The sequence below is a fragment of the Ancylomarina euxina genome (genome assembly GCF_003863355.1).
Classification (GTDB): Bacteria; Bacteroidota; Bacteroidia; order Bacteroidales; family Marinifilaceae; genus Ancylomarina; species Ancylomarina euxinus.
This window is the reverse complement of the sequence record NZ_QQWG01000007.1, coordinates 129,073-155,621: the sequence shown is the minus strand read 5'-3', so window position 1 is coordinate 155,621 and position 26,549 is coordinate 129,073. Positions and strand designations below refer to the sequence as shown.

At 34.9% G+C, this 26,549-nt stretch carries 22 protein-coding genes; 7 read left to right on the top strand and 15 right to left on the bottom strand.

The genetic code is table 11. From position 1 onward, the window contains the following. Positions 1–240 precede the first annotated feature (240 nt). Positions 241–402: a hypothetical protein gene (locus DWB61_RS17670; RefSeq protein ID WP_156190208.1), complete on the top strand. Its 162-nt coding sequence runs from the start codon at positions 241–243 to the stop codon at positions 400–402. A 416-nt stretch (positions 403–818) separates the two neighbouring features. On the opposite strand, the gene DWB61_RS09050 is transcribed toward DWB61_RS17670, so the two are convergent. Continuing rightward, positions 819–3,626 carry a cache domain-containing protein gene (locus DWB61_RS09050; protein WP_158614387.1) on the bottom strand — a complete coding sequence of 936 codons (2,808 nt, stop codon included), beginning with the start codon at positions 3,624–3,626 and terminating at the stop codon, positions 819–821. 622 nt (positions 3,627–4,248) lie between these two features. Here DWB61_RS09050 and DWB61_RS09045 point away from each other — a divergent pair. From DWB61_RS09045 to DWB61_RS09025, 5 genes are all read left to right on the top strand, one after another. Further along, positions 4,249–6,801 carry a sensor histidine kinase gene (locus tag DWB61_RS09045; RefSeq protein ID WP_158614386.1) on the top strand — a complete coding sequence of 851 codons (2,553 nt, stop codon included), beginning with the start codon at positions 4,249–4,251 and terminating at the stop codon, positions 6,799–6,801. Between the two features lie 34 nt (positions 6,802–6,835). After that, complete coding sequence (locus tag DWB61_RS09040; RefSeq protein WP_125030582.1) at positions 6,836–7,477, top strand: response regulator; 642 nt, start codon at positions 6,836–6,838, stop codon at positions 7,475–7,477. A 335-nt stretch (positions 7,478–7,812) separates the two neighbouring features. Continuing rightward, a complete protein-coding gene (locus DWB61_RS09035) occupies positions 7,813–9,261 on the top strand; it encodes a carbon starvation CstA family protein (RefSeq protein ID WP_125030581.1) in 1,449 nt (482 codons plus the stop codon). A gap of 37 nt (positions 9,262–9,298) precedes the next feature. Further along, positions 9,299–10,543 carry a hypothetical protein gene (locus tag DWB61_RS09030; RefSeq protein ID WP_125030580.1) on the top strand — a complete coding sequence of 415 codons (1,245 nt, stop codon included), beginning with the start codon at positions 9,299–9,301 and terminating at the stop codon, positions 10,541–10,543. A gap of 172 nt (positions 10,544–10,715) precedes the next feature. Beyond that, entirely contained in the window at positions 10,716–11,012 is a 297-nt protein-coding gene (locus DWB61_RS09025; RefSeq protein WP_125030579.1) for a hypothetical protein, read from the top strand. Between the two features lie 156 nt (positions 11,013–11,168). Here DWB61_RS09025 and DWB61_RS09020 read toward each other — a convergent pair whose 3' ends face one another. The 9 genes from DWB61_RS09020 to rpsF all read right to left on the bottom strand — a co-directional run bounded on the left by DWB61_RS09020 (position 11,169) and on the right by rpsF (position 20,095). Continuing rightward, positions 11,169–12,881, bottom strand: a complete 1,713-nt coding sequence (locus DWB61_RS09020) for a dipeptidase (protein ID WP_125030578.1) — start codon at positions 12,879–12,881, stop codon at positions 11,169–11,171. A 323-nt stretch (positions 12,882–13,204) separates the two neighbouring features. Continuing rightward, positions 13,205–13,612 carry a FimB/Mfa2 family fimbrial subunit gene (locus tag DWB61_RS09015; protein WP_125030577.1) on the bottom strand — a complete coding sequence of 136 codons (408 nt, stop codon included), beginning with the start codon at positions 13,610–13,612 and terminating at the stop codon, positions 13,205–13,207. A 470-nt stretch (positions 13,613–14,082) separates the two neighbouring features. Beyond that, positions 14,083–14,865: a LytR/AlgR family response regulator transcription factor gene (locus tag DWB61_RS09010; RefSeq protein ID WP_125030576.1), complete on the bottom strand. Its 783-nt coding sequence runs from the start codon at positions 14,863–14,865 to the stop codon at positions 14,083–14,085. Between the two features lie 54 nt (positions 14,866–14,919). After that, a complete protein-coding gene (locus tag DWB61_RS09005; RefSeq protein ID WP_125030575.1) occupies positions 14,920–15,969 on the bottom strand; it encodes a histidine kinase in 1,050 nt (349 codons plus the stop codon). A gap of 55 nt (positions 15,970–16,024) precedes the next feature. Beyond that, positions 16,025–17,074 carry a sensor histidine kinase gene (locus tag DWB61_RS09000; RefSeq protein ID WP_125030574.1) on the bottom strand — a complete coding sequence of 350 codons (1,050 nt, stop codon included), beginning with the start codon at positions 17,072–17,074 and terminating at the stop codon, positions 16,025–16,027. Between the two features lie 143 nt (positions 17,075–17,217). Next, positions 17,218–18,660 carry a hypothetical protein gene (locus DWB61_RS08995; RefSeq protein WP_125030573.1) on the bottom strand — a complete coding sequence of 481 codons (1,443 nt, stop codon included), beginning with the start codon at positions 18,658–18,660 and terminating at the stop codon, positions 17,218–17,220. Positions 18,661–19,004: 344 nt separating this feature from the next. Beyond that, a complete protein-coding gene (gene rplI / locus DWB61_RS08990) occupies positions 19,005–19,448 on the bottom strand; it encodes a 50S ribosomal protein L9 (protein ID WP_125030572.1) in 444 nt (147 codons plus the stop codon). Between the two features lie 24 nt (positions 19,449–19,472). Further along, positions 19,473–19,742, bottom strand: coding sequence for a 30S ribosomal protein S18 (gene rpsR, locus DWB61_RS08985; protein ID WP_125030571.1), 270 nt, complete (start codon positions 19,740–19,742; stop codon positions 19,473–19,475). A gap of 2 nt (positions 19,743–19,744) precedes the next feature. After that, the gene (rpsF, locus tag DWB61_RS08980) at positions 19,745–20,095 is read right to left on the bottom strand and encodes a 30S ribosomal protein S6 (protein WP_197091168.1); all 351 of its coding nucleotides are present in this window, start codon (positions 20,093–20,095) and stop codon (positions 19,745–19,747) included. Positions 20,096–20,424: 329 nt separating this feature from the next. On the opposite strand from rpsF, the gene DWB61_RS08975 reads away from it, so the two are divergent. Next, positions 20,425–21,549, top strand: a complete 1,125-nt coding sequence (locus DWB61_RS08975; RefSeq protein WP_125030570.1) for a universal stress protein — start codon at positions 20,425–20,427, stop codon at positions 21,547–21,549. Between the two features lie 81 nt (positions 21,550–21,630). On the opposite strand, the gene cysK is transcribed toward DWB61_RS08975, so the two are convergent. The 5 genes from cysK to modA form a co-directional block, all read right to left on the bottom strand. Then, positions 21,631–22,542, bottom strand: a complete 912-nt coding sequence (gene cysK, locus DWB61_RS08970; RefSeq protein ID WP_125030569.1) for a cysteine synthase A — start codon at positions 22,540–22,542, stop codon at positions 21,631–21,633. Between the two features lie 35 nt (positions 22,543–22,577). Continuing rightward, on the bottom strand, positions 22,578–23,417 hold the full coding sequence (gene epsC, locus DWB61_RS08965) for a serine O-acetyltransferase EpsC (protein ID WP_125030568.1): 840 nt from the start codon (positions 23,415–23,417) through the stop codon (positions 22,578–22,580). A gap of 398 nt (positions 23,418–23,815) precedes the next feature. Then, positions 23,816–24,904: a molybdenum ABC transporter ATP-binding protein gene (gene modC, locus DWB61_RS08960; RefSeq protein ID WP_125030567.1), complete on the bottom strand. Its 1,089-nt coding sequence runs from the start codon at positions 24,902–24,904 to the stop codon at positions 23,816–23,818. Continuing rightward, a complete protein-coding gene (gene modB / locus DWB61_RS08955) occupies positions 24,901–25,605 on the bottom strand; it encodes a molybdate ABC transporter permease subunit (RefSeq protein ID WP_125030566.1) in 705 nt (234 codons plus the stop codon). Before modB ends, modC begins: the two co-directional genes overlap by 4 nt. After that, a complete protein-coding gene (modA, locus tag DWB61_RS08950; protein WP_125030565.1) occupies positions 25,598–26,374 on the bottom strand; it encodes a molybdate ABC transporter substrate-binding protein in 777 nt (258 codons plus the stop codon). The genes modB and modA overlap by 8 nt, the downstream gene beginning before the upstream one ends. Positions 26,375–26,549 lie beyond the last annotated feature (175 nt).

Sequence of the window (26,549 nt, the reverse complement as noted above, 5' to 3'; positions counted from 1 at the left end):
ACATGATAAACATTCAAACAAACCGAACATGTCTAAGGTCTGCACTAAATGTTTTCATATCGAAAGTCCTACAGCAAATATAATGTTCCACAAAGTTAAATTTGAATTGAGAAAGGCATTCTTTATTCTCATTTTAGATGACTGCAACAACTAAAAGTATATCTGCATCTCAATTAGCAAAACGGTATGGTATAACACGGAAAAACCGCATGGTTATTCACTCATAAAGCACGAGTTGCAATGAAAAGTAGTGAAACTCATCCCATAGACGGGAAAATTCATGTTGATGAATTTGTAATTGGAGGCAAAGAGAATATGAAACCTGGCCGTAGTAATGGGATGAATTTCAAACAATTTCATCATGTCATTCATCAAATAAAGTTATGGTTGCGTACTACTTAGGGTTTTACTGAAAAACGGAGAAAGCAAACTTTGTCCGTTTTTCAGTAAACCCTACATAAAGAGAACAGATAATACTTGAAAATACTCCAACCGTTGTTATAAAATTGACTATTATCGGTAAAATGCAGACCATTCAGAATATTTGTTGAAGGAACTGCTTTTTTATGATTGTTTTTCTATAATATCTAATTTTATCTTTAAAATTATTTAATAGAATCTCTCAAGACTTGCCTCTTAAAAAAGCTTATCTCTTAAAAGTACGATGTCATTAAATCCGCCATTGGTTAGAACTGAACTTGTTCAATCATTTAAATATAAAGAGGCTTAGGTTTTCCAATAGGCTTATGATCTAGCTGCGACCTATTCGATTATAGCCATATGCATTATTATCCATAGTCGATATGTTTATACTAACTTTATTTTCTGAAATAGAGACGTATTAGCTCAAATAATTTATCTTTTAATATTGGTTTCGATATATAATCATTACATCCTGACTCTATAGATTTTTCTCTATCTCCAACAAAACTATATGCTGTTTGAGCAATAATTATAATATTTTTATTGAACTGTCGAATTTGACGTGTGGCTTCATATCCATCCATAATTGGCATTCTTATATCCATCAGAATTAAATCAATGTCAGGATTATTTCGGCAAATTTCAACAACTTCTGCACCAGTTCTAGCTTTTATAATCGTCTTGCAGTATTTTTCAAGTTCAATTTCAATTAGCATTCCCGATATTTCGTCGTCTTCGGCAATAAGAATTTTTAGGTTATTAATTAGATTCTCATCCTTAGAATCATTGTCAATTTTAGCTAAACTGTCCTTATCTTTCAATTCAGGCTTGTATGGAATTGTGAAATAAAATACTGAGCCTTTCCCTTCTTTACTCTCGACCCAAATTTTTCCGCCAAGCATTTCAGTATAAGCCTTTGATAGTGCAAGTCCCAAGCCAGAACCTTCAAAGAGCCTTGTGTTCCCATTATCAGCCTGTTCAAAACGATTAAAAATTGCTTGCGTTCGATCTTTGGGGATACCTATTCCTGTATCTTTTACAAAAAATTCGATACATTTATTTTTCCAGGAATAGCCAAAAGTGATTGCCCCTCTTTTAGTGTATTTAATTGCATTTTTAATAAGGTTACTTAATATTCTATGGAACTTATTGCGGTCGGTGATTATGTTTGTTTGTTCAGGGGAGAGTGAAGGTTGTATAGATAACGATAATCCTTTCAGTTTTGCTTCAGGAGAATGGAAAGTATAAAGTTCATTCATGACAGCCTGTATCGAAATCTTAGTATTTAAAACAAGTACTTCTCCAGCTTCAATCCTTGAAATATCAATAATGTCGTCGATTGTATTTAGTAGCCTGTCACTGCTCTTATTAATGATAGTAGAGTATTTATCAATTTGAGATTTGTTTAAGTTAGGTTCGTTAAGAAGGTTGATAAATCCCAGAATACCATTCATCGGGGTACGTATTTCGTGGCTCATATTAGCTAAAAATGCTGATTTCAATCGGTCACTTTCTTCTGCTTTTTCTTTTGCTTCTATTAGTTCTTTCTCAATTTGCTTACGATTGGTGATATCATTACCAAACCCGATGATTTCCAAAATATTGTTATTATGATCTCTCCTGGTAAAAGAGTTCCAGACAATATCTCTCTTTTCCCCATTTTTTCTGAATAGTTTTATTTCAATAACTTTACCTTCTGGAAAAGTATTAAAAATTCTTTCAACCTGCTTGTATACCTTGTCTGGATATAACAGTTTCCACCAATTCTTTCCAATAATTTCTTCTTTACTGTAACCCGTTACTCTTTCTCCCGCAGGATTAATAAATGTTGTAATACCCTCATTATTCAAACCGCAAATAATATCAGGCGTAGCATTAATAAGCTCCATAGAATAATCTCTCTCGACTTTTAACTCCTTTCTGGATTTCCGTATAGAATCAATCATAGTATTAATTGTAGCACTGAGTACTTTTATTTCTGAAATTTTTGCCGGGGAAATAGGTTTCGTTGGCAGACCATCTTTATCAACTGTGCTTATTGTATTAACAAGCATATTTAAAGGGTTGGAAATGCTTCTGGACATAAGAAGCGAAATAACAAAAGCAATTGCGATAAAAAAGATTGAAAACAAGAGAATTGTATTGGTTAGATTTGTTATTTTTTGCTCAAAGTCTTCTTTATAAACTGAAGTCGCAATATACCATCCAAGAGGTTTATAATAAGTTACAAAAGCTTTCTTAGGAAATCTATATTCGCCTTCGAAGCCTGGTTTATCCCAATTGTATTCCATAAAATGACTTTGACTAAATGCCGCCGCCTTTAATTCTTCATAAAGCAGATCGCCTGTTATAGGATTGATTAAATGACTCGAGCTGTCGCTTGTAGAACTTGGGTGAACAAGTACAAGGCCTTTTTCATTAAAAATGAAGAAATAACCACTTTCGCCAATTCGCTGTTTGTTAATTGTTTTATTTAAATCGTCAAGTACAGCATTAATTCTGTTTTGTACATCTTTTTCAATATCATCGTAATAAACACCATTACCAACTATCCAATTCCAAGGTTTAAAAAGTTTTACATACGAAATTTTTAGTTGTTTTTGTTCAGTGAGCCCTTCTGATGTTGGTTTTTCCCAAAGATAATCGAGGAATCCTTCTTCATGTTCCAAACAAATATCAAGCTGTGCTTTATACAGATTAATATTTTTTCCTAGAGCACTATCATACTTAGAACTATTCTGAATAGTACCTTCGAGGTGAGGCATTGTAGGATGCAATATTATTCGTGGAATAGGTTGTTCTGTATTATTAATCCAGAAATAACCCACATTATTATCATATCGTGCTTGTTGTATTGCTGTGATTGCACGTTGCTTGGCTTCATATTCGTTTAGCTGACCTGTTTCATAAAGCTTGTATGCCCTGTTAATCATCGTTAACAGCACTGCTATATTATTTTTTAATTCATTTTTTCTACGTTCCAGTACAAATGTTTTATGGTAAAGAATACTATTATGTTGAGATTCAACATGGTTTTTTGTTGCTTCTAATAAATTAAGTGCATTTGCTTCAATTGCATTAGATAACTCTCGCTTTGCACTGCTTGCAAAAAAAAATGTAGTAAACAATAGTGATACTACAAGAATTCCTGTAATGGTAATCGTTATTCGTGATTTTAATGAGTTAAATTGGATTTTTTTCATGTTCTGAATATTGGAATTAGTCATGAGTTTTTTTCTTCTCTACCATAATTTTCTAAGTTTGATCAATAATTTCTAATAAAGCTTATAATTCTTCAACTAGCTATTACTTAGTGATTTTAATCAAATTTTAAATATAATGAATTTTATTAATATAATTTTCAACAAGGCTATGTCAATAAATGTAAAGGTATTGCCAAGTTTCGTGGACGATTTCAAACGCACCTCCTATTAAATAGTTAAATAAGTAAGTCGATTAAACTTGTTTGTGTTTTGTGAAAATCAAATCTAGATGGTTTGTCAGTTTTTATTAATTGAACTAACTCTCTGGCGACTCCACCGCCCATGAAATTTAGTTTTCTATTACTGTTTTTTTTAAATTTTTAAGGTCATAAATTTTAAACCTATAGTTGGTTTTTTACGACAGTTATTACACTATTATAATCTAAATTGAGTGTGCAGTAAAAATTTTCTACTTAATTGAATTTTTAGAATCATGTATTGATTTACAGCTTACTCTATGTGTAATTTGTTTTTAATTAGTGGCTTTAGTAAATTACGCAGGTCGAGATTGTTGTGTCCTTTGATTTTACAGCAATTAGGTCTGACTAAAGGAAGCTATCCCATGAAATATCAACATTATCTTTTTTTGTTTTTGTGCTTACTTTTTCTAACGAATCCAACTTGGGCACGCAAGAAAAAGATTCTGGTTTTGCATTCCTATCATCAGGGTTTGAACTGGACGGATAATATTACACGGGGGATGCAATCTATTTTTGAGCAGCACGACAATTTGGAAGTGCAATTTGAATATATGGATTCAAAGCGAAATTCGGACCCTGCCTATTTGGTTGAATTTGCCAAACTCTACGAACTGAAACATCATAATATCCCTTTTGAGGTGATTATTGCTTCAGACAATAATGCACTTGAGTTTGCCAGAAAATATCAGAATACTTATTTTAAGGATATTCCCGTCGTTTTTGCTTCTATCGATCAATTTGATGAGAGTCTGATTGAAGGGATGACAAATGTGACCGGGGTAACCGAATTCATCGATTTTAAGCGAACAATTCAGGAGGCTTTACGTTTGCATCCCAAAGCAAAAAATCTGGTAGTGATTAACGATAATCAAACCACCTCTGCCATCATCAATCGTAATCACATTAAATCATTTTGGCCCGATATTAAAACAGATGTCAATCTGGTTTTTTTAGAGAATTTATCAATTGATGAACTCGTTGATAAAGTGAACCAATTGGATGATTCAAATATCATTCTTCTTTTGAATTTTAGTAAAGACAAAGAGGGTAATTATATTTCTTACCAGGAGAACATTGAGATTATTCGGGAGGCTACTCAGCTTCCTATTTATAGTTCCTGGGTATTTTATTTGGGTGAGGGTATTGTGGGTGGCATGCTGACCAGTGGTTTTGAACAAGGTAAGCTCGCAGCTCAAATTGCATTGAGAGTGATAAATGGAGAGGACATCAACCAGATTCCTTTGGTAACATCTGGCTACAATAGCCTCATTTTCGATTATAATCAGATGCAGCGATTTGATATTAGTCCTGACCAATTGCCTGAAGGGAGTCAAATTATTCATTTACCGCTTACCTTGTTTGAGAAGTATAAAACTTATCTGCTTCTTATATCCGTTTTTTTAATACTGATATGTATAATTATTTTTTATTCCAGATACATACGGAAGCGAAATGAAAATAGATTACTTGCTATTAATAAGGATTTAAAAGTCAATAGAACACGTTTGCTCAGAATGTTGGATTCAAATTCAGATGGGGTGTGGGAACACAATTTTAAATCGGAGCGCCTTACTTTCAGTAAACAAATTTGGTTGAATTTGGGTTATGATCCCGATCGGGTTAAGAATACACTGGAATTTGTATACGCACATATTCATCCCGATGATCAAGCAAAAGTGGAAGGCAAACGATTAGATTGTTTAAAGGAGATAACTGAGACTTTTGAAGTTGTATTTCGCATTTGTAATGCCAATCAGGAGTGGAAGTGGTATAAGGGAAAGGGGAAGATACTGGATCGGGATGATGCTAATGCGCCCACAAATATGGTAGGTACCCTAACTGATATTACAGAACGAAAATTGGCCGAAGAGCAAATACAGGAAGATGAGAAGCAGATTAGGGCTTCTGAAAAACGTTGGCGATCGCTGATCGAACAGGCTGCTGACGAGATTTTGATTCACAACTTTAGTGGAAAAATTATTGATGCTAACTCCTCAGCTTGTCAAAGCTTGGGTTATAGCCATAAGGATTTGTTAGAGATGAATTATGCAGACTTGGATTCTAAGTATTCAGCTCAAAACTTGGTGGATTATTGGAATAAGCTCAGTCCAGATAAAAGTTCTATCAATATGGAATCTATACAAAAACGGCATGATGGATCCACGTTTCCAGTGGAAATTAATCTAAGTCTTATCGACCTGGAAGAGGATCAGTTAATACTGGCCGTAGTGAGAGACATTAGTAAGAGACAGGAAACAGAGCGCAAGGTTCTGAATGCGGTAATTGAGACCGAGGAAAATGAACGAAGACGCTTTGCTAAGGACTTACACGATTCTATAGGACCTTTGCTTTCCAGTATAAATCTTTATCTTTCGGCTCTTAAGCAAACCGATGAAGCGGAGAAAAAGCAAAGTATTATTAAAGTTTCACGCGAAGCGGTAAATGAAGCCCTAGTGAGTATTAAGGAGATTTCGAACAATCTGAGTCCGCACATTTTGAGTGATTTTGGGCTAGAGAAAGCCATTAATTCTTTTACTCAAAAATTACAGGTTTCGGAGCGGATTAATATTAGTTTTCATGCAGAGAATTTAAATGAGCGCCTTAATGAACAGGTCGAAGTTGTGATATATCGAGTGGTAACTGAACTGATTCACAATACGATTAAACATGCTAAGGCCGAAAATATTGAAATTAATCTTTCACGTGAAAAGGATGAACTTAAGTTGATCTATATTGATGATGGTATTGGTTTTGATACTCGAAAACTTGAATCTGATAAGACCAACGGGATGGGACTCTACAATATCTTGAGTCGTGTTCGCTCCTTAAATGGAACGCATAAAATTAAGAGTAACCTCGTGAATGGCGGAATGATGGCTGTACTTTCAGTCAAGTTAGAATCTGGAGCGAAATAATAAACTGTATAGAAATACCCTAAAATAGACGAGAATGAAAGAGTACAGGCTAGCCATAGTTGACGATCATAAAATGTTTCGTAGTGGATTACGTTTTTTACTAAACGATATTCCCGAAATGAAAGTTGTGGGTGAGGCTTCCAATGGCTTGGAATTTCTTGACTTGGCAGCCAATGAGATTATCGATATTGCCTTGATGGATATTAATATGCCCAAGATGAATGGATTGGAGGCTACCTGTGAAGCGCTAAAACTTTACCCTAAACTTAAAATTATTGTCCTCTCTATGCATGGTGAAGAGGAGTATTACGATCAGATGTTGGATGCTGGTGTTCAGGGTTTTCTTTTGAAGAACTCGGGTGTTGAAGAATTGAATGCGGCTTTGCAGGCTGTTATTAATGGCGGTACTTATTTTTCTCAAGAACTATTGGTTGGTATTCTCGACAAAAAGAAACAAAAGCAATTTCAGAACGAAGTAGTTAAACTAACCCAGCGTGAGCTGGAAGTATTGAAGTTGATTTGCGAAGGCTTTTGTAATACAGATATTGCCGAGAAACTCTTTATTAGTCATCGTACGGTTGATCGTCATCGTTCCAATCTTTTGAGTAAAACTGGCTGTCCCAATTCGACATCATTGGTGATGTATGCTGTGAAAAATAAAATTATTGAAGTGTAAACCCTCAATTGATAAATTATATCTGCTTTTCTAGGGCCTAAATTTGTTCCTCTGAAAAAAGGTTTTTTTTTGCAAAATTTAAGGTTTTTTAATCTCCGCAAACGTTTCCTGTTGTGCAGATGTATTCAAAATAAGGAATGTAATTGCCTTGCATTAAATCTCTTATGTGTTTTGTTCCGTAAAATATGGGTGAAAATACCCATATTGAAATGGGTGTTGTCTGTCTTATAAATAGGTCTTTTCTACCTTTTTTGCTCTTGCCAAATCCGCTTGTTTTGTTTGTAGTGATTCGATTCACTTTACTAAGAGCTATTTACAAACTAAACAACACGAGTATGATAACTTTTATTTTAAGTATCGTTGCCCTTATCCTAGGGTATCTGATTTACGGAAAATTTGTTGAGAAAAAATTTGGAGTTGATCCTGATCTGGTTACCCCAGCGATCGCAAAAAAAGATGGTGTCGATTTTGTTCCTATGAACTGGAAGAAGATCTTTTTGATTCAATTCCTGAATATTGCCGGTTTAGGACCAATCTTTGGTGCTATCGCGGGAGCTCTCTGGGGGCCAGTTGCTTTTATATGGATTGTTGTTGGTTGTATTTTTGCCGGTGGCGTTCACGATTACTTTTCAGGAATGCTTTCTGTACGCCATGGTGGAGCCAGTATTCCTGAGGTTGTAGGGAAATATTTGGGGTCAGGCTTCAAAAAATTCATGCGTGTTTTTTCTGTTATTCTATTAGTGCTTGTGGGCGTTGTTTTTATAAAAGGCCCTGCTGCCATTCTTACCGGATTAACAGGTGTTAATGTTTCTATATTGATTGGTGGTATTTTCTTATACTATTTATTAGCGACCATGATTCCAATTGATAAATTGATTGGTAAAATATACCCAATTTTTGGTATTTCTCTTTTGGTTATGGCTTTTGGTATTGCTGGTGCTTTAATCTTAGGGGATCATAGCATTCCAGAATTAACAGCAACCAATTTTGCTAATATGCATGCCAATCCTTCTAAATTTGTTGTTTTCCCTATGCTATTTATTACGATTGCTTGTGGTGCTATATCTGGTTTCCACGCCACGCAGTCTCCGCTTATGGCTCGTTGTATGACCAATGAGAAGCAGGGGAGAAAGATTTTTTATGGAACGATGATTTCAGAAGGTATTGTTGCTATGATTTGGGCAGCAGCTGCTATGACTTTCTTTGGTGGTGTTCGAGAATTAGGTGAAACTATGGGACAATCAGGGCATAATGCTGCATGGGTTGTGAATGAAATCTGCGGGGGTCTATTAGGTAAAATTGGTGGTGTGTTGGCAATATTCGGTGTTGTTGCTGCTCCAATTACATCTGGTGATACTGCTTTCCGTTCTGCTCGTTTGACGATTGCCGATTCTTTTGGTTATTCTCAAAAGAAATTGATTCAGCGATTAGCGATTACACTTCCTTTATTTGCGATCGGCTTTTTATTGACTCAAGTCAATTTTGCTATTATCTGGAGATATTTTGGATGGGCTAATCAAACTCTTGCAACAATTGTATTGTGGACGGCTGCTATGTATATGGTAACAAAAGGACGCAGTCACTGGTTCGCAACAATCCCTGCCACATTTATGACAGCTGTAGTAACCACTTACATTCTTATTGCGCCTGAAGGTTTCCACGTATCACAAACTATCGCTTATACAGTGGGTATTCTAACTACAATTGCAACCTTATCTGTTTTTTTATACGTGGCTAATACGAAAATGAAACCTGAATTGAGAGAAGTAAAAGTGAGAGTGTAAAATAATCAAACCTAAACATCTATAAAACTGAAGAATAATGAAAAATAGATTTTTTATATGCTTAATGGTTCTGATACTAACTGGAGTTTCAGTCAAAGCAGAAGAGAAAAAAGTAAGTGTAAAGTTGAGTGGATTCGTTGCAGCAGAAAGCTATTTCGATACTCGTAAAACAGTTAACTCTCGGGAAGGCGCTATCCTACTGTATCCTGCTAATGAATTGTTGGATTCTGAAGGAAATGATTTGAATGATCGCTCTGAGTTTTTCATGACAACAGTGCAATCGCGTTTGAGAGCAACAGTTTCTGGTTTCGAGGCTTTTGGTGCACAGGGATCTGCGGTAATTGAAGGTGATTTTGTAGGAACATCAAACGATAAAACGGGTTTGTTCCGTCTTCGTCATGCTTTCATTAAATTAGATTGGGAGAAAGATCAACTGATTGCTGGAAAATTCTGGCATCCCATGTTTGTTCCTTCAGCTTACCCAAATGTTTTGCACTGGGGTGCTGGTCTTCCTTTTGGATTATTGAATCGTGCACCACAGTTGCGTTACACCCGTAAGCTAAATACGAATACCACATTGAGTTTTGCAGCTTTATCCGAAATGGATTTCAAGAGTACAGGGCCTGATGGCATTAGTGAAAAGTACGCTCAGCAATCTAGTATTCCGGAATTTACAGCTCAAGTAAAGACGAATTTATCAAAAGGGGTAGAAGCTGGCTTTACTGCAGGTTATAAAACAATTATGCCGCTTACTGTAAATAGCAATGGTGTAAAAACAGATGAGAAACTTGGGAGTTACTATTTCAATACCTGGTTGGGAATGACTGGAAAGAAACTGAAGTGGAATTTGCAGGGAATCTATGGTCAGAACATGTATAACTTTGTAATGATTGGAGGATACGGTGTGAAAAATGTGAAAGCCAACGGCGATTACGAATACACCAATATCTCGACAATGAGTTTAACCTCAGATTTATATACAACAACAGGTAATGTTCGTTATGGTTTCAACCTTGGTTATAGCAAGAATTTAGGGGCCGCGGACGATTTGGCTAAAGGATCTAATGATAAGTTTATCGGTTTGTATAGTCGTGGATCAAATATTGATTATCTGTACCAAATTTCTCCTCGTATTGAATTTTTGTCTGGTAAAATGAAATTTGGTGGTGAAATCATTTATACTGGTGCAGCTTATGGTACGACTCAAATAGATGGAACAGTTGTCAATACTGACCTTGTAAGCAGTACTCGAGTACTCCTGCATGTAAAATATACTTTCTAGACATCTGAATCACAAATGAAAAGCAGAGCTGTCAGGCGATATTTATGAGTATAGCTTTGTTTTTTTTAAAGGGTATATAGAAAGAACAGGCTCGTCGTTCTGACGGGTCTGTTTTGTTTCATATCTTTGTTAATACTTATCCAAAGACGTTTCATCTTAAATTCGATTTAGTATGAACAGCATTGAATTAATTCGCTTAGCATTAGACTTGCCTAATAATTGGGAAGTAAAAGATATTGAATTTTTAGGAGACGATTCTCAATCACTCCACATCACGACTTGCTATACCAGAAAGGATAAATTTGTCAATGAAAATGGAACTGAAATAGAAATTTGCAATTTTATTGATCGCAGCTTTCGTTACAAAAACCTTTTTCAATTGACTTGCTATATTCATTGTTCTGTACCTCAGATTCTTGATGAGGATGATAATATTAGGCAAGTAAAAACCCCCTGGTCTCATTATTAGTAATATGAGTATTTACTACCGACTTTTATAAGTTCTTCTGATTTTTAGTCACGAACTTAAGTTTAAAGCTTACCTATAATCAGAATATGAATGTTTAGAGTAATAAAAAAGGAAGCCGAAGCTTCCTTTTATAATATTTATAGGTTTATTTCCCGATTAATGAGAAGAACCTTTTACTTTTAGCTGATCACCAGTGTCGTTTGCTACAGCTCTTTTCCACTTTTCGCTATAGCCAGGTTGCTTCATGGTTGGGTTCTGCTTGTTACCATCCTTCGTTTTGATGTTACCATCCATAAACTTAGCAAATAAGTAACCGTAGAAGTCTCTCCACTCGTTTGTAAGGTTGTCGCCCTGGTTACAAGAGAAGTCAGTTAAGAACTCGATTGCAGCAGCCTTGTCAGCTTTAATCATGCCTTCAGCAGCCATATCGATAATCTGAGTGAATTTCTGGTATTTAGCTTCAAGAGCAACTTGCTTGTCTCTTATTTCAGGGTGAATTGCATTGTAACGAGTATAAGCCAAGTTAGTTACCTGGTTGAATACCCAGAATGCAGATTTGTTCGTGAAATCCATCATTTTGCCATTACCAACAGCAAATGTTTCAGGAACACGAGTTGCTGAGCAATACATTGGGAAATAAACAGAAGAAGCAGCATCATCAACACCAAACCAGTTGATTCCACCTACTGCATCAGGTAACCAGTTACGAGACTGAGTAACAAAAGAAAAACCTGTTTGCTGAGTGGCAGTAGCACGCTCGTTGCAATAAGTAACACCATCAACTTTCCAGGTAAGAGGTCTCCAGCGGTAAGGATTACCAAAAGGACCAGCACCCATATCTTTCGACATATCAAGTTCAGTCCCTTCAAGGTGATCTCTCATGGCATCCTTAAGCTCCGAAAGTTCAACTTTATGGTCTGGCTTAATCCAAAGAGGCATACGGTTACTTGCATATCCTTTTTTATCAAGCTTCACATTACCTTTAGCGTAATCGAAATGCTTAGCCATATCCTTATTTACACGGTTGAAGAAAGTCCAAACACGCATTTCGCAGTAACGTGCACCACCGAAATCTACAGGACCATAAGAATCAGAGAAACTAAAATCTTTGTTTTTACCATCCTTAGGATAAAGCGCTTTTTCTTTTGCAAAAGAAATAACATCCTTAGCGTATACAGTTGTTACATCAGTATCAAAAATTTTGTCGATTTTATCAGACGAGATAGACGTTTTACCTTCCAATGGGAAAGTTGTGATTCGAGCGTGGTTCGCGTGTCCACTAACATAACCGTCAGGAATCATGCGCGCTACCCAAACGGCACCTTTTTCACCATTTCCTTTTCCAATCAGTTCAAGAATCCAAATCTCATCTTTATCAGAGATTGAGAAAGATTCTCCAGAGCTGTAATAACCGTAAGTTTCAACTAATTCAGTCATTACTTTAATCGCCTCACGTGCATTCTTCGAACGCTGAAGGGCTAAATAAATCAAACTACCATAGTCAATCAGCCCACCTTCTTGTGAACCTAACTGGTCAACACCACCCCAAGTGGATTCGCCGATAGCCAATTGGAATTCATTCATGTTTCCCACTACAGAATAGGTGTGAGGTACTTGAGGAATCTGTCCTAAATATTTTCCAGTATCCCATTCGTAAACATCTAGCATAGTTCCTTCAGCCCAATCTGCAGCTGGGCGGAAATATAATTCTCCGTAAAGAACGTGTGAATCGGCAGCATAGGTAAGCATGTTGGAACCGTCAGCACTGGCACCTCGAGTTACTAGGTAATTGGTACATGCACTGGCAGTTGAAGCTGAGAAAATGGCTAACAACATGAACAGTGATGCAAAAATCGATAACTTTTTCATTTTAATTGTTTTTTTACTGGTCTAAAGACAGTTAATATTTGTTTTGCGTTACAATTGTTTGTTGGTGTTCGACCATTTAAGAATCTATATATTTCAAAAATGGAACGAAGATGTACAAAAATAGCAAAAAATGGGAGATTAGGAAGCGATAATCGCTCTATTGAAAAGTGTTGTTTAACTCAACCATTGCAGGGGGTTCAACTAAAATATAAAAGGAAGGGGGGAGATAAGTAAACAAAAAAAATAAGTGTATCTCTTATTGTTGAGGGATACACTTATATAAATGTTGATGCTTTATGCAAACATCGTACTGACTAGAATACTTATTTTTCGAATGCATACTGAGAGCTTTTGTTTTTATTCTCTGCTAGTTGCATCAATTCATTTGTAACAAGGAGTTTTTTACCTGCTACCTGAAAGGTTTCTTCAACACGTGTGTTTTTACCAACTAAAACTAGAGTGTAATTTCCATCAGATAAGTAAGATAGATCGAAAAGCTTTTGTGTGTTGCTTTCTGCTTCTACAGTTTCACTATAAAACACATATCCGTTCTCGTCGTAAACTTTTAGTTTAAGGTTTGAATTGCTAGTGTTAAATACAGAAACGATAGAGTAATCTGTGTTTAGGTAAGGGTTGATTTTAACATTACCGCCTGCAAAGGCAGAACTCAAACTTAACACTAGTGCGGCAGCGAGTGCCAATCCTCTCAATTTCAATTTTAGATTTTTCATCTTTAAAAAACTTTGGTTAATAATTAATTGTTTTGACAAACACTTTAAGTGGTTTGTTTGACATTGTAAATCTATGAAGTATTCTTAGAAAAGATCTAGATAAAATGACCAGAGAGAGTTGATTTTGCAATTATTTTCATTACAAACGGTTTCGTTAAGTTCCGAAAATGTTTGCGTTCGAGAAGTTTATTAAAGAAAATTATCATTAATAGGGCTGAATCTATAATTCTCTAATTATGATAACGTTTTCGGAAAAGGGAGAAAAGTGAGTAAAAGGGCAATTTTGAGAATTTTGTTCGATAAAGGCTTCTTTTTTGAATCGAGTAAGCCTGGATTTTAATTCTGAAGAAGGTGTTTAATCTGAGATTTTATTTGTCAGTTACAAGGGTAGTAGTTGTCTAAAAAGAAAAACGAGCATCTTTTATATAGAAAAATGCTCGCTTTAAAAAAAATAGATCTTTCTGAATAACTTAATCTCTTTGATTTCCACTGAACCAATTTTTAAAGTCATTCACTTTTTCACGCGAAACAATAAGCTCTTTATCTGTTTCCTGATTGAGTTTGACTTTAAGACGTGAGTTCGAGTGGATATTAACTCCTGATATAGCATTAATATTAACAATAAATGATCGACCAATACGGAAAAATTCATCAGGGTTTAAGAGTTCCTGTAATTCCTCCATTTTGTAATCGACAATATAATGCTTGCCTTCTTTAAGTAGAATAAAGACATCACGCCCCTCACTAAAAAAAAGGTCTATTTCGTTGCAAGTGAAAGAACGTAGTTTTTCACCTACTTTAATCATGAAGCGTGTTTTATAGTTTTTCTGAATTTTAGATAATACCTGACTTAGATTTTCGAAACTTCTGAGATTTGGCTCTGAAGAAAGAGAGGCTCGCATATTTTCTAACTTCTTCATGCTTGTAAACAAGTTGTCGAAGCTAACTGGTTTTAGTAGGTAGTCAATGCTGTTTAATTTGAAAGCATTTAGAGCATATTCATTATAAGCCGTTGTGAAAATGATAGGTGTATGAACTTGTACTCTATTGAAAATTTCGAAACTCAAACCATCAACCAAATGAATGTCAAGAAAAATAAGGTCGATTTTGTTTTCTGGATCACCCAACCAAATACTCGACTCACTTACAGAATCGAAACGTTCAATAATTTCAATTTTGGAGTCGTATTTCTTGATTAAGCGTTCAAGTTTTTCTGCGGCTAAAACTTCGTCTTCTATTATTATGACTTTCATGCTGCGTGTTACTTTATATATTTTCTATAAAGAGATAGTTCGATTGTTGCTTCTTTATGCTTGGTGGTTCTCCAACTTAACTGTGGGAATTTTCATCATATTTATTTTATCATCTTCGATGATGATGGCTTTAAAGTTACTATAAAAACTAATACTATGATTAATACTGTCTAGTAAAGAGTTAGGCCTGATATCTCCTTTTAATCGAGCTGATGATTTATAGTTAAAGCAAATATATTCTTCTTCGATCTCTATTTTGATGTTCAATTTTGTATTTGCATTTACCAATTGGGTTTGTTCAATCAGATTTATGGTCTGAAGAACGGTGTTGGGAACAATCATAATCTCTTTTGCACTTGTTTTTAACTGCCAATCTAAAACCAGATTACCTGCATACAAATAGTTTTGAATTTCTATATAGTGTTCAATTTTTTTAATTTCATCTTCAAGGCTGATAATTTCTGAATAGCGATTACCCAGAATTCTTCGATAGAATAGGGCCAAATAATCGATATGTTTCTCAGCCTGATCGACATTATTCTTACGGATTAAACTGATAATGCCTTCAAGAGAATTATATAAAAAATCAGGGTTGATTTTATTTCGAAACACTTCAAGTTCATACTGAATGTTTCTTCTATTAAGCTCTTCTTTTTGTAATAGGAGCGAGTTTTGCTTATCGAGAAAGCTAATACTGATATAAAAAAGGTGAAAGAGAATCCCAACTAGAATAAAAACAATAAGGAGGGATATGAGTTGCGATCCAAAACTACTCATCTCAATATAATAGTTGAAATACAGCCATAAACATAGTGATACTACTGAAATAGTAATAATAAAACTTCCTAAAAAAAGAAAACTCTTTTTTATATAGGGTGCAGAAATGAAACGATTAGATTTTTCAAAGGCGTTTATCCAAAGCCTATAAGTCTCGAATAAAATATAGTTGACTAGTATAAGAAAAGCCAACTCATCTGGCTGAAAATTATTGATAATTTCGGATAATCGGTCGAATACCAAAAGAAGAAGTATGTAGACAAAAAGCCCCGCGATTAAAGGGGCAAATATTCGATATAGAGATTGGTTGAGATATTTAGTTTTCATTACCTTATTTATGTGGCTAGTTCATTTGTAATGTTCTAAGGGCTAAATCGTATTTTTAGTTCAAGTGCCGATTGTTTTCATTAATCAGGGGTAAGCTTACAGTGAAAAAATCAGTTTTTTCCAGTTTAATATTATCATTCGTGAAAAAGGCATAACGTTTCTTTATATTTTCTATTCCAATGTGGAATGACTCAGCCTGTTCGCGTAAAGGGTTGATATTATTGCTGATATGCAGATAGTTGTCTTTGCATTTTAGTTTAATTTCTAAGGGTGAGTTTTTACAAATTAAGTTGTGTTTAATGGCATTCTCAACTAACATTTGAATGCTCAACGGAGGTACAAAACTATGTCTTACAAGCTCAGGCAAATCAATACGAAGCTTATAAGAATCCTGGAATCGCATTCTAAGGATATAGTTGTATGCTTCAACAAAGGCGAGCTCTTGTTCTAGTGGAATAAGTGCTTTATCATTCTGATCCAGTATAAAACGATAACTCTCAGCAAATTTTCGAATAAACTCTTCAGCCTTCTCAGGATCTTTATAAAGTAAAGATGAAATGGTGTTGAGTGAGTTGAAAAGAAAGTGTGGATTTAATTGAGATTTCAATGCTTTAAACTGCAAATTCATCTGATTGTTAATCATCTCAACTGATTGAATTTCTTCTTTTTTAAGGTAGTTGAAAGAGTAAATCATAAAATCAAGAATGGTGTATATAAAGACGAAAATGAAAAGAATAAGCAAGGTTTTTAAGAACTCGTCTTTATATTCTAACCAAAACTTTTCATAGGTCATTTTGGTCCCCAGTATCATATCAAAAAGCTCAAGGTAACAAACTATAAGAATGCAACCAACCATAAAAAGTGCCAAACACTGAACTAGAAATCGAAAGCTATGTTTCTTTTTCCAACTAACAACATTATTGAGGAGCTTTCCTATACCCATTGCTGAAAATCCAGCAAGCAGGCCAAAAGTCGCAGATGTCAAATAGGGAAGAAATTCCTCTTTCAGAGAAGGTAGTTCTCCAATTTGACTGTAATAACTTAGCATGTAGCTAAGTATTCCGAAAACTGGGCTTATGACGATAAAACGCAAATATTGCGACATAGTATTGAACGAATTTGGAATACTTGAAGTTACGAATTGAGATTTAATTAAGGGCTAATTCTATAGGAAACTTCATGACTTTACAATAAATGGTAGTAAAGTCATGAAATCTCAACTAACTAGAGAAGCGTAATTATGAACCTTTAATTTCTTTTATGAGAGTATATGGCCTTCATGATTTTCCCATAATCATATTCCGAATCAATTTTTTGACTTGCATCAATCAAAGCATTTTGAATTTTTTCATTATCCAAATCCAGCTTTCTTGTCGCTTCAAGCAGAAAGGATGAGTATTCATAATCAGAACTGATATTACTTGCTTTTTCGATGAGCCTTAGTTGTTGTTTTGTACTTAGATCTTCTCTATTCAACATCATTTTATAAAGTTGGCTCAATTCGTAAGAGGATGAGATTTTGTCTGAAGCCTCCATCAAAAAATCAAAGTTTTCTTCACCCAGTTTATCATACTCCATAAAGTCAAGCAATATCTCCTTATATGAATATTCTGAAGAAATATCATTCATCATTTCTTTGAATTTATCCTTGTTCTGAGGTGTTATCATCTTATGCTTAATCATATTTTTCATGATTTGAGTATGCTCATAATCAGAAGAAATTCCCCGGCTCAATTCGATTATTTTATCGATATTATCAAGATCAAACAATTCTTCATTGATAACCGTTTTGATGATAACTCCTTTTTCATAATCGGAATCGATACCCTTTAAGTTGTTTAGGATAAGATTCAGTTTTATACTCGAATTTTTGCCTTCAGATATAGCAAGCTTGATTAAATTAGATTTTTCAAAATCTGAATCAATTTTATTCATTGCCGATATGAAGAGTTGGAAGCTTACATCGTTTAAATCATTATTCTTGAAAACAGAATTTAAAATTTGAGATAATTCATAGTCTGATGAAACTTGATTGAGGCTGTTAAAAAACTCCTTTGAAAGAATACTGTCATCAATGAATACGGAATTGTGCTTTTTAAAGATTTGGGAAAGCTCATAATCAGAATCGATATTAGCTGGAAACTGCTTTAAAAGCAATTCTTTTTCCTCCTTTTTCAATTCATTATTATCCAGAAGGTAATGAACCATACGTGATTTAAAATAGTCACTGTCGGTTGCTTTTAATTCAGAAAGGAAAGCATCTATGCCACCTTTTTTATATACCTTATTAACGCGGTTCTCTAAATCTAAACCAGAGTTACGTACCACTTCAGGTAGTACTTCTTGCATCCACTCACGACCTTTGGGCTCAAATTCAATCTGTTTATTTCCTTCATAATATAGCTTATCCAGTTGACCTTCCTGTGAGCGGAAATAAAGCTTACGTTTCATGCCGAAACTTACCATACTAATTTTTAGGTAGCCATCACTACTAATACTTATCACATCGGTATAATTGTTATTGAACTCAATTTCCCCGTGAGATGAAACTTTAATATTCTCAGCTTTCCAATTTGATCTTTCATGATTGGTGATATCCTTATCTAAACTCAATTGGTTTGCTTGTGCTGGATTTATCAATGACGATAGAATCAGTGCAAGAGCGATTGTGATTTTAAATACAGCTTTCATATGCTTTTGATTTTATGATTTCCAATAATAGTTTGATGATCCTTTAGAAAATATCCGTTAGGATGTGATCGTTTTGGTTTGACAATCTTTATTCCTTGTCTTTAACTTGATCTAAGTACAATATTCAGGAAAACTAAGAAGAATAAAAAAGTGAATGACTTCAATTGTCGAATATCTGTCATGAATTGTAAAGAATGGGAGATGCTTTTTTTTAAGCCTTGGATAAATAAGGACGTGTAGGGGGAAATTAAAAAACCACTCCCGGAAAAAGGAGTGGTTTTTATATGTTTGTTTGAAAAGATTTAAGTTGTGTCTTAACTTAAATTAATTGAGCTGTATTCAGATTATTCTGAAACAACTTCGAAAGCGATATCTACTTTCACTTCTTTGTGAAGTTTCACAGAAGCAGTGTATTTACCAATTTCTTTAACAGCATCTTTGATTGCGATTACTTTTCTGTCAATCTCAAATCCTTGAGCTGCAAGAGCTTCAGAAATCTGAATATTGTTAACAGAACCGAAAATCTTACCAGTAGTACTAGTTTTAGCACCAATAGATAAGCTTACAGCTTCAAGTTTTTTCGCAAGCTCAAGAGCTTCATTTTTGATTTTCTCCTGCTTATGAGCACTTTGTCTCATGTTTTCAGCGTGCATTTTTCTAGCAGACGGTGTCGCTAGAGTTGCCATGCCTGTAGGAATCAAGTAATTTCTTCCGTAACCATTCTTAACAGTTACGATATCGTTTTTATACCCTAAAGTATGGATATCTTGTTTTAAGATGATTTCCATTTCGTTTCCTCCTTCTTTAAAAGATTATTTCATCATGTCAGTTACGTAAGGTAGAAGAGCAATGTGACGAGCACGTTTTACTGCAGTTGCTACCTTTCTTTGATATTTTAAAGAAGTACCAGTGATACGACGTGGTAAAATCTTTCCTTGTTCGTTTAAGAATTTTTTCAAAAACTCAGGATCTTTATAATCGATGAATTTAATTTTATTCTTCTTGAAACGACAGTACTTTTTCTTTTTGATCTCAACCGTTGGGGGAGTCAAATATCTGATTTCTGATTGATTTTGTGCCATGACTATTTCTCCTCTTTAGATGCTTTAAGGTTTCCTTTACGTTTAATTGAATACTCGTATGCGTGCTTGTCAAGTCTGAAAGTTAAGAAACGAATGACTTTCTCATCACGTCGGTAGTTAAGTTCCAATTTCTCGATAGTTTCGCCTGGAGCTTCAAATTGCAGCAATTGGTAGAACCCAGTGCTTTTCTTTTGAATAGGATAGGCTAATTTGCGAAGTCCCCAATTCTCCTCATTTGTAATCTTACCACCATTTTCGATGATAAGAGCTTTGAATTTTTCCGCCGCTTCCTTTACCTGAGCTTCAGATAAAACGGGAGTTACAATGAAAACGGTCTCATAATGATTCAACATAATTTAAAAATGTTTAATTAATAAACTAATAATTAATAGTTTTACTAAGCCGCAAAAGTAATCAATCTTTTTTAATATTCAAAACCCCAATAAGGCTTAAGTTTTATCACCATTTTTATTTTTTTCTGAGTTTTAATATTTTTTTTGAGTCTCGCTTATTTTCATTAAATTGTATAGTGAACCTAATGATAAGAAAATCATTTGTTAGGTCTTTAATAAAGCTTAAGTTTTACAACTAACACGGGGTTTGTTTAAATGCCAACAGTTCCATTATTCTTACTCTTAATGGTCGTATGATTTTAGTTTAAATCATTTTAAAATCGGCACATATGAAAGACAGGATCATAACTTTAGCAACTTACAGCTATTCTCGGGCTCAATTATTGAAATCTTTTTTAGAATCTGAAGGGGTGGAATGCTTCTTGAAAAATATCAATCTGTTGCAGTCGGCAATTGGTGGCGGTGTAAAGATTCGAATTCGTGAAGAAGATTTAATTAAATCTTTAATCTTAATTGAAGACTTTAAGTTGAGCTATGTTGAGGAAGATGAGGATAAATTAGTTCCCAGTTCTGTAATGGAATTAAACCGAATAATGGTTCCTGTAGACTTTTCAGATTCTACCCCCCGTATTTGCGACTATGCTTATAATTTAGCCGTGAAATTTCACGCTGATATCCTATTATTTCACACCTACTTTGCTTCTGCTATCGAGACCGTTCCTTTCTCGGATAGTTATACCTATAATGCAACAGTAGTTGAAGTCCTAGCCGAGGTTGAAAAGAATGCCAAATCGAAGATTAATGAATTAAAGGATTATTTAAGTGCTAGAATTAAAAAAGATAAAATAGAAGGTGTTGAAGTTGATGTGGCTTTGTCAGGAGGTATCGCAAGTTCGGAAATTATAAGCATGACAAAAACATATCAACCTGATTTATTGGTAATGGGATCTCGAGGTGAGACTGCTGGAACCTCAAATCTGCTTGGTTCAGTGGTTTCTTCAGTGATTGATAATATAGACGTACCTATGTTGATCTTATCTGATAGAGGTGAGAATCCGGATTTAGATGAGATTAAAGAGGTGATGTATGCTACTGATTTTGATAAGGCAGATTTTAAGGCCATTGCTATTCTCAAATATATTACTGAACCATTTTTTATGAATATACATTGTGTTCATTTCGAGAAAGAAGAAGATGAACATCCTTTGGAAGAACATCGAATGGGCATCTTACGTAAGTATCTAAAACGGTCATTGGGTGATGATTCAGTGCAGTGTCAAATTTTTAAAATTGAAGATAAGATGAAGGGAATTGAATCTTATGTTCATGATAATAATATTGGAATGATCGCGATTATGGCTAGAAAGCACAATTTACTTGAACGCTTATTTTTTGGACAAATGTCGCGTAAGCTGTTTGTAAAAACGCATATGCCAATTTTAATATTTCATTAGAGGTTCATGCCCCTATGGTCTGTATCAATGTGAAAGCTATCGAAGAAACATGACTTCGATAGCTTTTGTGTTTTATCAAATTTAGAATAAACCTTCCGTAGAAAGATAACGTTCCCCGGTATCGTAATTAAACGTTAGAATTATTGCCTTTGGACCAAATTCATCCTTTTTCTTAGCAACGGCAGCAAGAGATGCCCCTGTTGATATTCCCGCTAAGATTCCTTCCTCTCTAGCCAAAGATCTAACCATTGAGAAAGCCTCTTCTTGACTTACTTTTATAACGCCATCCAGAACAGATTCATTAAGGTTTGCAGGTATAAATCCAGCACCAATTCCTTGAAGAGGATGTGGACCAGGTGCTCCACCACTAATAACAGGAGAAGCTTCGGGCTCCACAGCGAAAACTTTTAAGTTTGGGAATTTAGCTTTAAGAATTTCACCTACTCCTGTGATATGTCCGCCTGTTCCTACTCCAGTAACCAGATAGTCAATACCATCCGGAAAATCAGCAATGATCTCTTGAGCAGTTGTTTGTCTATGTATTTCCACATTGGCCTCATTGTCAAATTGAGATGGCATCCAGCTGTTTGCGTCGGTTTTTATGAGCTCCTCTGCTTTTGATATGGCACCTTTCATTCCTAATTCACGTGGTGTTAATACAAACTCTGCTCCATAAGCTGACATTAATTTTCTACGTTCAAGTGACATTGATTCAGGCATGACAAGAATCAATTTATATCCCTTGACTGCGGCAACCATTGCTAAGCCAACTCCTGTGTTTCCAGATGTAGGTTCAATAATAGTAGTCCCTTTCTTAATAATGCCATCTTTTTCAGCTTTTTCAATCATCGATAGAGCAATTCTATCTTTAATGCTACCCCCAGGATTATTACGTTCTAATTTAATCCAAACCTTTGTCTTTTGACCTAGAATTTTGTTGATTCTTACGACTGGAGTTTGTCCAATAGTTTCTAAAATATGATTTAATTTCATCTGTTTATATATTTATAAGTTTGTGTTTTATAATCCTATATTTGAAAATCAATGATGTTGTTCTCGTTGATACTTGACCTGACTTTAATTTTATGACTGTGATAAGCCAATGAATTGGAATCGACACTTGAAGTTAACCATACATTACCACCAATTACACTATTTCGACCAATAATGGTTTCCCCTCCAAGGATTGTTGCATTCGAATATATAATGACGTTATCTTCAACTGTTGGGTGACGTTTCTTTTTAGCTAAACTTTTTTTCACTTGCAATGCTCCAAGAGTTACACCTTGATAGATTTTTACATGATGTTTTATAATGGCTGTTTCACCTATAACGACACCTGTACCATGATCAATAAAAAAAGATTCTCCAATTCGAGCTCCTGGATGAATGTCAATACCAGTTTTAGAATGTGCATATTCACTCATTAGTCTAGGAATAATGGGAATATTGGCTAGATAGAGTTCATGACTAAGTCGATAAACCATAATGGCGAAAAAGCCAGGATAGGACACGATGACCTCTCCGAGATTTCTGGCTGCTGGATCGAAATCTTGAATAGCTTGTGCATCTAATAAAAGTGCCTTGTATACTTTGGGTAGGTTAAGCATAAACTGTTTTGATAAATCATCAATTGGCTTATTAAGTTCTTCTTTTACTGGGAGAAGAAGAAGTTTTAGATGCGTTTCTAATTGTATTAAAAGAGCCTCTTGAGCGCAGTGACTTTTTGAACGTCGAGCACTGATTGGGAATAAGGTGTTCATCGCTTCTTCAACAAAGGTTTGAGTTAAATCTCTACTTGGAAGATCTAGTTCGTTGATCTCGCGTGAAGCTTGAAGTTCTTCCATAACTTTTGCTAGATAATTCATTCTTGGATGATTATAAAATGTAAATTGAAAAGGAAAATTTGGGGTGCAGGAAACCTGCCCATTTAAATTGAGAGTCTATAGAAAGAATACAGTACTATAGAACTAACAACAAGAGGTAAAACAACAGCAGCAACAACAACAACAACAACAACAACAATTCGTGTTACTGGTTGAAAAAGATGTGTTTGATTTGAAAGAAGTCAAAAATGTAGATGCATGCATATTCAACTCAAAAGAAATTAGAGTTGAAGAAAATGATGCGATATGACTATTATACTCTCTCATAAGGAAATTAATACTGATGCAAATCTAAGAAATATTTACATATAAAATACTTCTTTGTCCGAATTGTTTTGCAAACCGTCATTAAATTTAGTTGAAATGGAGCGAATCTAAGATTAAATATTCACTTTGAGAGCCATCGATTTAAATAGGCACCATACTGTCTTGCCTTCTGCTAGTTTTAGATTTTTGCGAGAAGTTTCAGTAATTGTAACAAGTAGTTTGAATCCTACATCAACAAGACAGTATATTTGGTTACCATGCTTGATAATCTGAAGGATAGTTCCTTCCAGTTGGTTTCGAATAGAGACATCTTCTACCTGATGTAAAGCAATTACAATGTCTTCAGGTCGAAGCGATACATGAATCTCATCATTCAATTCGAAGTGCTGTAATTGCTTTTCTCTTTTAATGCTGATGATTCCTTTATTCGTTTTTTTACTCAGCTCAAAATAATCAGTATCGATATGTTCAATTTTGAATGGAATCATGTTGATCAAACCTGATTCTTTCATGATATCGATTAATAAATCTTTTTCGATTAATTCAAAGTAATTCCCCTGAGCTAAAATCTGTCCATTTTTAACCAATAAAAGCTTTTGACTCAAACTTAATAAATCTGGTAAATCGTGACTGACAACCAAGATAGGCAACTTTAGTTTCTGGTTAATTTTGATTAGAAATGGAATGATCTGTCGACGTAATGATGTGTCAAGAGCAGAGAAAGGTTCATCCATTAACAATAGGCGAGGCGATGAAAGAAGGCTACGTCCGATTGCAATACGCTGTTTTTCACCACCAGACAATTGTCTGGGTAATTTATCTAAGAGTGATTCTATTTCAAGTAGTTCAACGATCTCACTGAGCATAAATTGTTGCTGACTGATTTTGATATATTTAGTCGCGAAAAGTAAGTTCTGACGTACATTCATATGAGGGAAAAGGCGACCTTCCTGAAAAACATAGCCTATTTGTCTTTTGTGAGATGCTGTGAATTGTTTTATTGTGCTATTATCAAGAATATCATCACCAATTGAAATTTGCCCTTCATCCAACTTTTCTAAGCCAGCTATCAGTTGTAAAAGGCTTGACTTTCCAGCTCCTGAAGCACCAAAAATACCAGTGATTCCATCTGTGAAATCAGCTTGCATTTCGAGTTTGAAATTATCTCTGGACCATTTTATATCGATAGAAAGTGCTGTCATGCTTTATGTTTGCGATGGTGTAGATTTTTAACTAATAATTCCGATCCCGCCATGGCGATAAATGAGAAAATAACCGCTATAATCAGAAGACGAAAGGCAGTTGTTTCCTGACCAGGAATCTGAATAGCAGAGTATAAGGCTAAAGGTAAAGTTTGAGTTTCACCAGCAATATTACCTGCAAAGATGATGGTTGCTCCAAATTCACCCAATGAGCGAGCAAAAGCTAAAATAAACCCTGAGATAATGCCAGGAAGTGCTAAAGGTAAAGTGATTCGGAAAAAGCTTTGCCAACGATCTGCCCCTAAGGTTCTAGCAGCCTCTTCGTAAGCAGGATCAATCATTTCTATGGATAAACGCATGCTGCGTACACTCAATGGAAAAGCAACAATCATAGACGCGATAACAGCAGCATAATAAGAGAATGCAATTTTAATTCCAAACATTTCATTAAGGAATTGACCGATGAGTCCATTACGACCTAAAAGGAGGAGTAAAATGAAACCGGTTGCTACAGGAGGAAGCACCAAAGGTAAATTGATGAAGCCTTCAAATAGAAATTTAGTTTTGAATTGTCTTCTGGCTAAAAACCAACCAGTGAATATAGCCAAGGGTAAGCACAGCAAAGCGCTCCAAAAAGCAACTTGAAGCGAAAGAGAAATGGCTTCCCATTCTGTACTTGTTAATTCAAAGTAATTAGTCATGGACAATAAATGCATAGTCTTTCCAAATTCTTTTAGATTCTGGTCGTTTCAGAAAGTTCTGGAAATCTTGAACCATAGAATTGGGGTTTGTACGATGAGCTGAATAATAGAGGATAGGGGAAGAGTCTGACTCTTCGAACTCATATATGCAGCGAACTTTTTTCGATTTTTTAGCATCGGAAAGATAAACAATCCCAAGTTCAACTTCACCCATTTCAACCATAAGTAGTGTTTCTCTTGCATTTTTACAGGGTAGCGCTCTATTCTTAAGGATTTGCCATATGTTATGGTGCTTAAGAATTTCTTGGGCATATTTACCTGCTGGGACATGATTGGGATCACCAATGGCTATACGACCATCGAAAAGAGATGCTATAATCTCAGGTCTGAAGTTTTCAAAGTCTCTTAGTTTACTTCCTTCAGGAACAATTAAAGCCATCTTGTTTTGTGCTAATTCTAGTTTTGATGAAGCAAGTAGTAATTCCTTCTTTGAAATATAATCGATCCAGTCACGATTTGCAGAGAAAAAGAAATCAACATCAGCACCTTGCTCAATTTGTCGAGCAAGTATACCTGAGGAAGCAAAATTTAAGCTTAATTCTATTCCTGTTTTCTTTTTGTAAATCTCAGCTGTATTGCTTAAAACATCTTTCAGGCTTGCTGCAGCAAAAATATTTAATTTCTCAACTTTCTTTTCCGCTTTGCAGTAAGGGAATAGTTGAATAACAACTAGGGAAAGGCATATGATCAGTATACGAATAGGCTTCATATTTCAAATATAGCTTATTATATGATATTAACAATTTGCATGAATTATTCAGATGGTTCTGATTAAATTCTCTAACAAATTATTTAGGAATAGTTTTAAAAAAAATCATCTTCCCTATGAAATTTAGCTTTCCTTATTTTTCTGAAGTTTATTATTGTGAAAAATCCCTTGATTT

Excerpts from the sequence above, each read along its gene's own strand:
- DWB61_RS17670 (WP_156190208.1), top strand. The coding sequence starts at position 241 with ATGAAAAGTAGTGAAACTCATCCCATAGACGGGAAAATTCATGTTGAT.
- rplI (WP_125030572.1), bottom strand. The coding sequence starts at position 19,448 with ATGGAAATCATCTTAAAACAAGATATCCATACTTTAGGGTATAAAAAC.
- DWB61_RS09025 (WP_125030579.1), top strand. The coding sequence starts at position 10,716 with ATGAACAGCATTGAATTAATTCGCTTAGCATTAGACTTGCCTAATAAT.
- rpsR (WP_125030571.1), bottom strand. The coding sequence starts at position 19,742 with ATGGCACAAAATCAATCAGAAATCAGATATTTGACTCCCCCAACGGTT.
- DWB61_RS09000 (WP_125030574.1), bottom strand. The coding sequence starts at position 17,074 with ATGTCGCAATATTTGCGTTTTATCGTCATAAGCCCAGTTTTCGGAATA.
- DWB61_RS09010 (WP_125030576.1), bottom strand. The coding sequence starts at position 14,865 with ATGAAAGTCATAATAATAGAAGACGAAGTTTTAGCCGCAGAAAAACTT.
- DWB61_RS09030 (WP_125030580.1), top strand. The coding sequence starts at position 9,299 with ATGAAAAATAGATTTTTTATATGCTTAATGGTTCTGATACTAACTGGA.
- modC (WP_125030567.1), bottom strand. The coding sequence starts at position 24,904 with ATGACAGCACTTTCTATCGATATAAAATGGTCCAGAGATAATTTCAAA.
- DWB61_RS09035 (WP_125030581.1), top strand. The coding sequence starts at position 7,813 with ATGATAACTTTTATTTTAAGTATCGTTGCCCTTATCCTAGGGTATCTG.
- modB (WP_125030566.1), bottom strand. The coding sequence starts at position 25,605 with ATGACTAATTACTTTGAATTAACAAGTACAGAATGGGAAGCCATTTCT.
- rpsF (WP_197091168.1), bottom strand. The coding sequence starts at position 20,095 with ATGTTGAATCATTATGAGACCGTTTTCATTGTAACTCCCGTTTTATCT.
- DWB61_RS09015 (WP_125030577.1), bottom strand. The coding sequence starts at position 13,612 with ATGAAAAATCTAAAATTGAAATTGAGAGGATTGGCACTCGCTGCCGCA.
- modA (WP_125030565.1), bottom strand. The coding sequence starts at position 26,374 with ATGAAGCCTATTCGTATACTGATCATATGCCTTTCCCTAGTTGTTATT.
- DWB61_RS09020 (WP_125030578.1), bottom strand. The coding sequence starts at position 12,881 with ATGAAAAAGTTATCGATTTTTGCATCACTGTTCATGTTGTTAGCCATT.
- cysK (WP_125030569.1), bottom strand. The coding sequence starts at position 22,542 with ATGAAATTAAATCATATTTTAGAAACTATTGGACAAACTCCAGTCGTA.
- DWB61_RS08995 (WP_125030573.1), bottom strand. The coding sequence starts at position 18,660 with ATGAAAGCTGTATTTAAAATCACAATCGCTCTTGCACTGATTCTATCG.
- epsC (WP_125030568.1), bottom strand. The coding sequence starts at position 23,417 with ATGAATTATCTAGCAAAAGTTATGGAAGAACTTCAAGCTTCACGCGAG.
- DWB61_RS08975 (WP_125030570.1), top strand. The coding sequence starts at position 20,425 with ATGAAAGACAGGATCATAACTTTAGCAACTTACAGCTATTCTCGGGCT.
- DWB61_RS09045 (WP_158614386.1), top strand. The coding sequence starts at position 4,249 with ATGAAATATCAACATTATCTTTTTTTGTTTTTGTGCTTACTTTTTCTA.
- DWB61_RS09005 (WP_125030575.1), bottom strand. The coding sequence starts at position 15,969 with ATGAAAACTAAATATCTCAACCAATCTCTATATCGAATATTTGCCCCT.
- DWB61_RS09040 (WP_125030582.1), top strand. The coding sequence starts at position 6,836 with ATGAAAGAGTACAGGCTAGCCATAGTTGACGATCATAAAATGTTTCGT.
- DWB61_RS09050 (WP_158614387.1), bottom strand. The coding sequence starts at position 3,626 with ATGAAAAAAATCCAATTTAACTCATTAAAATCACGAATAACGATTACC.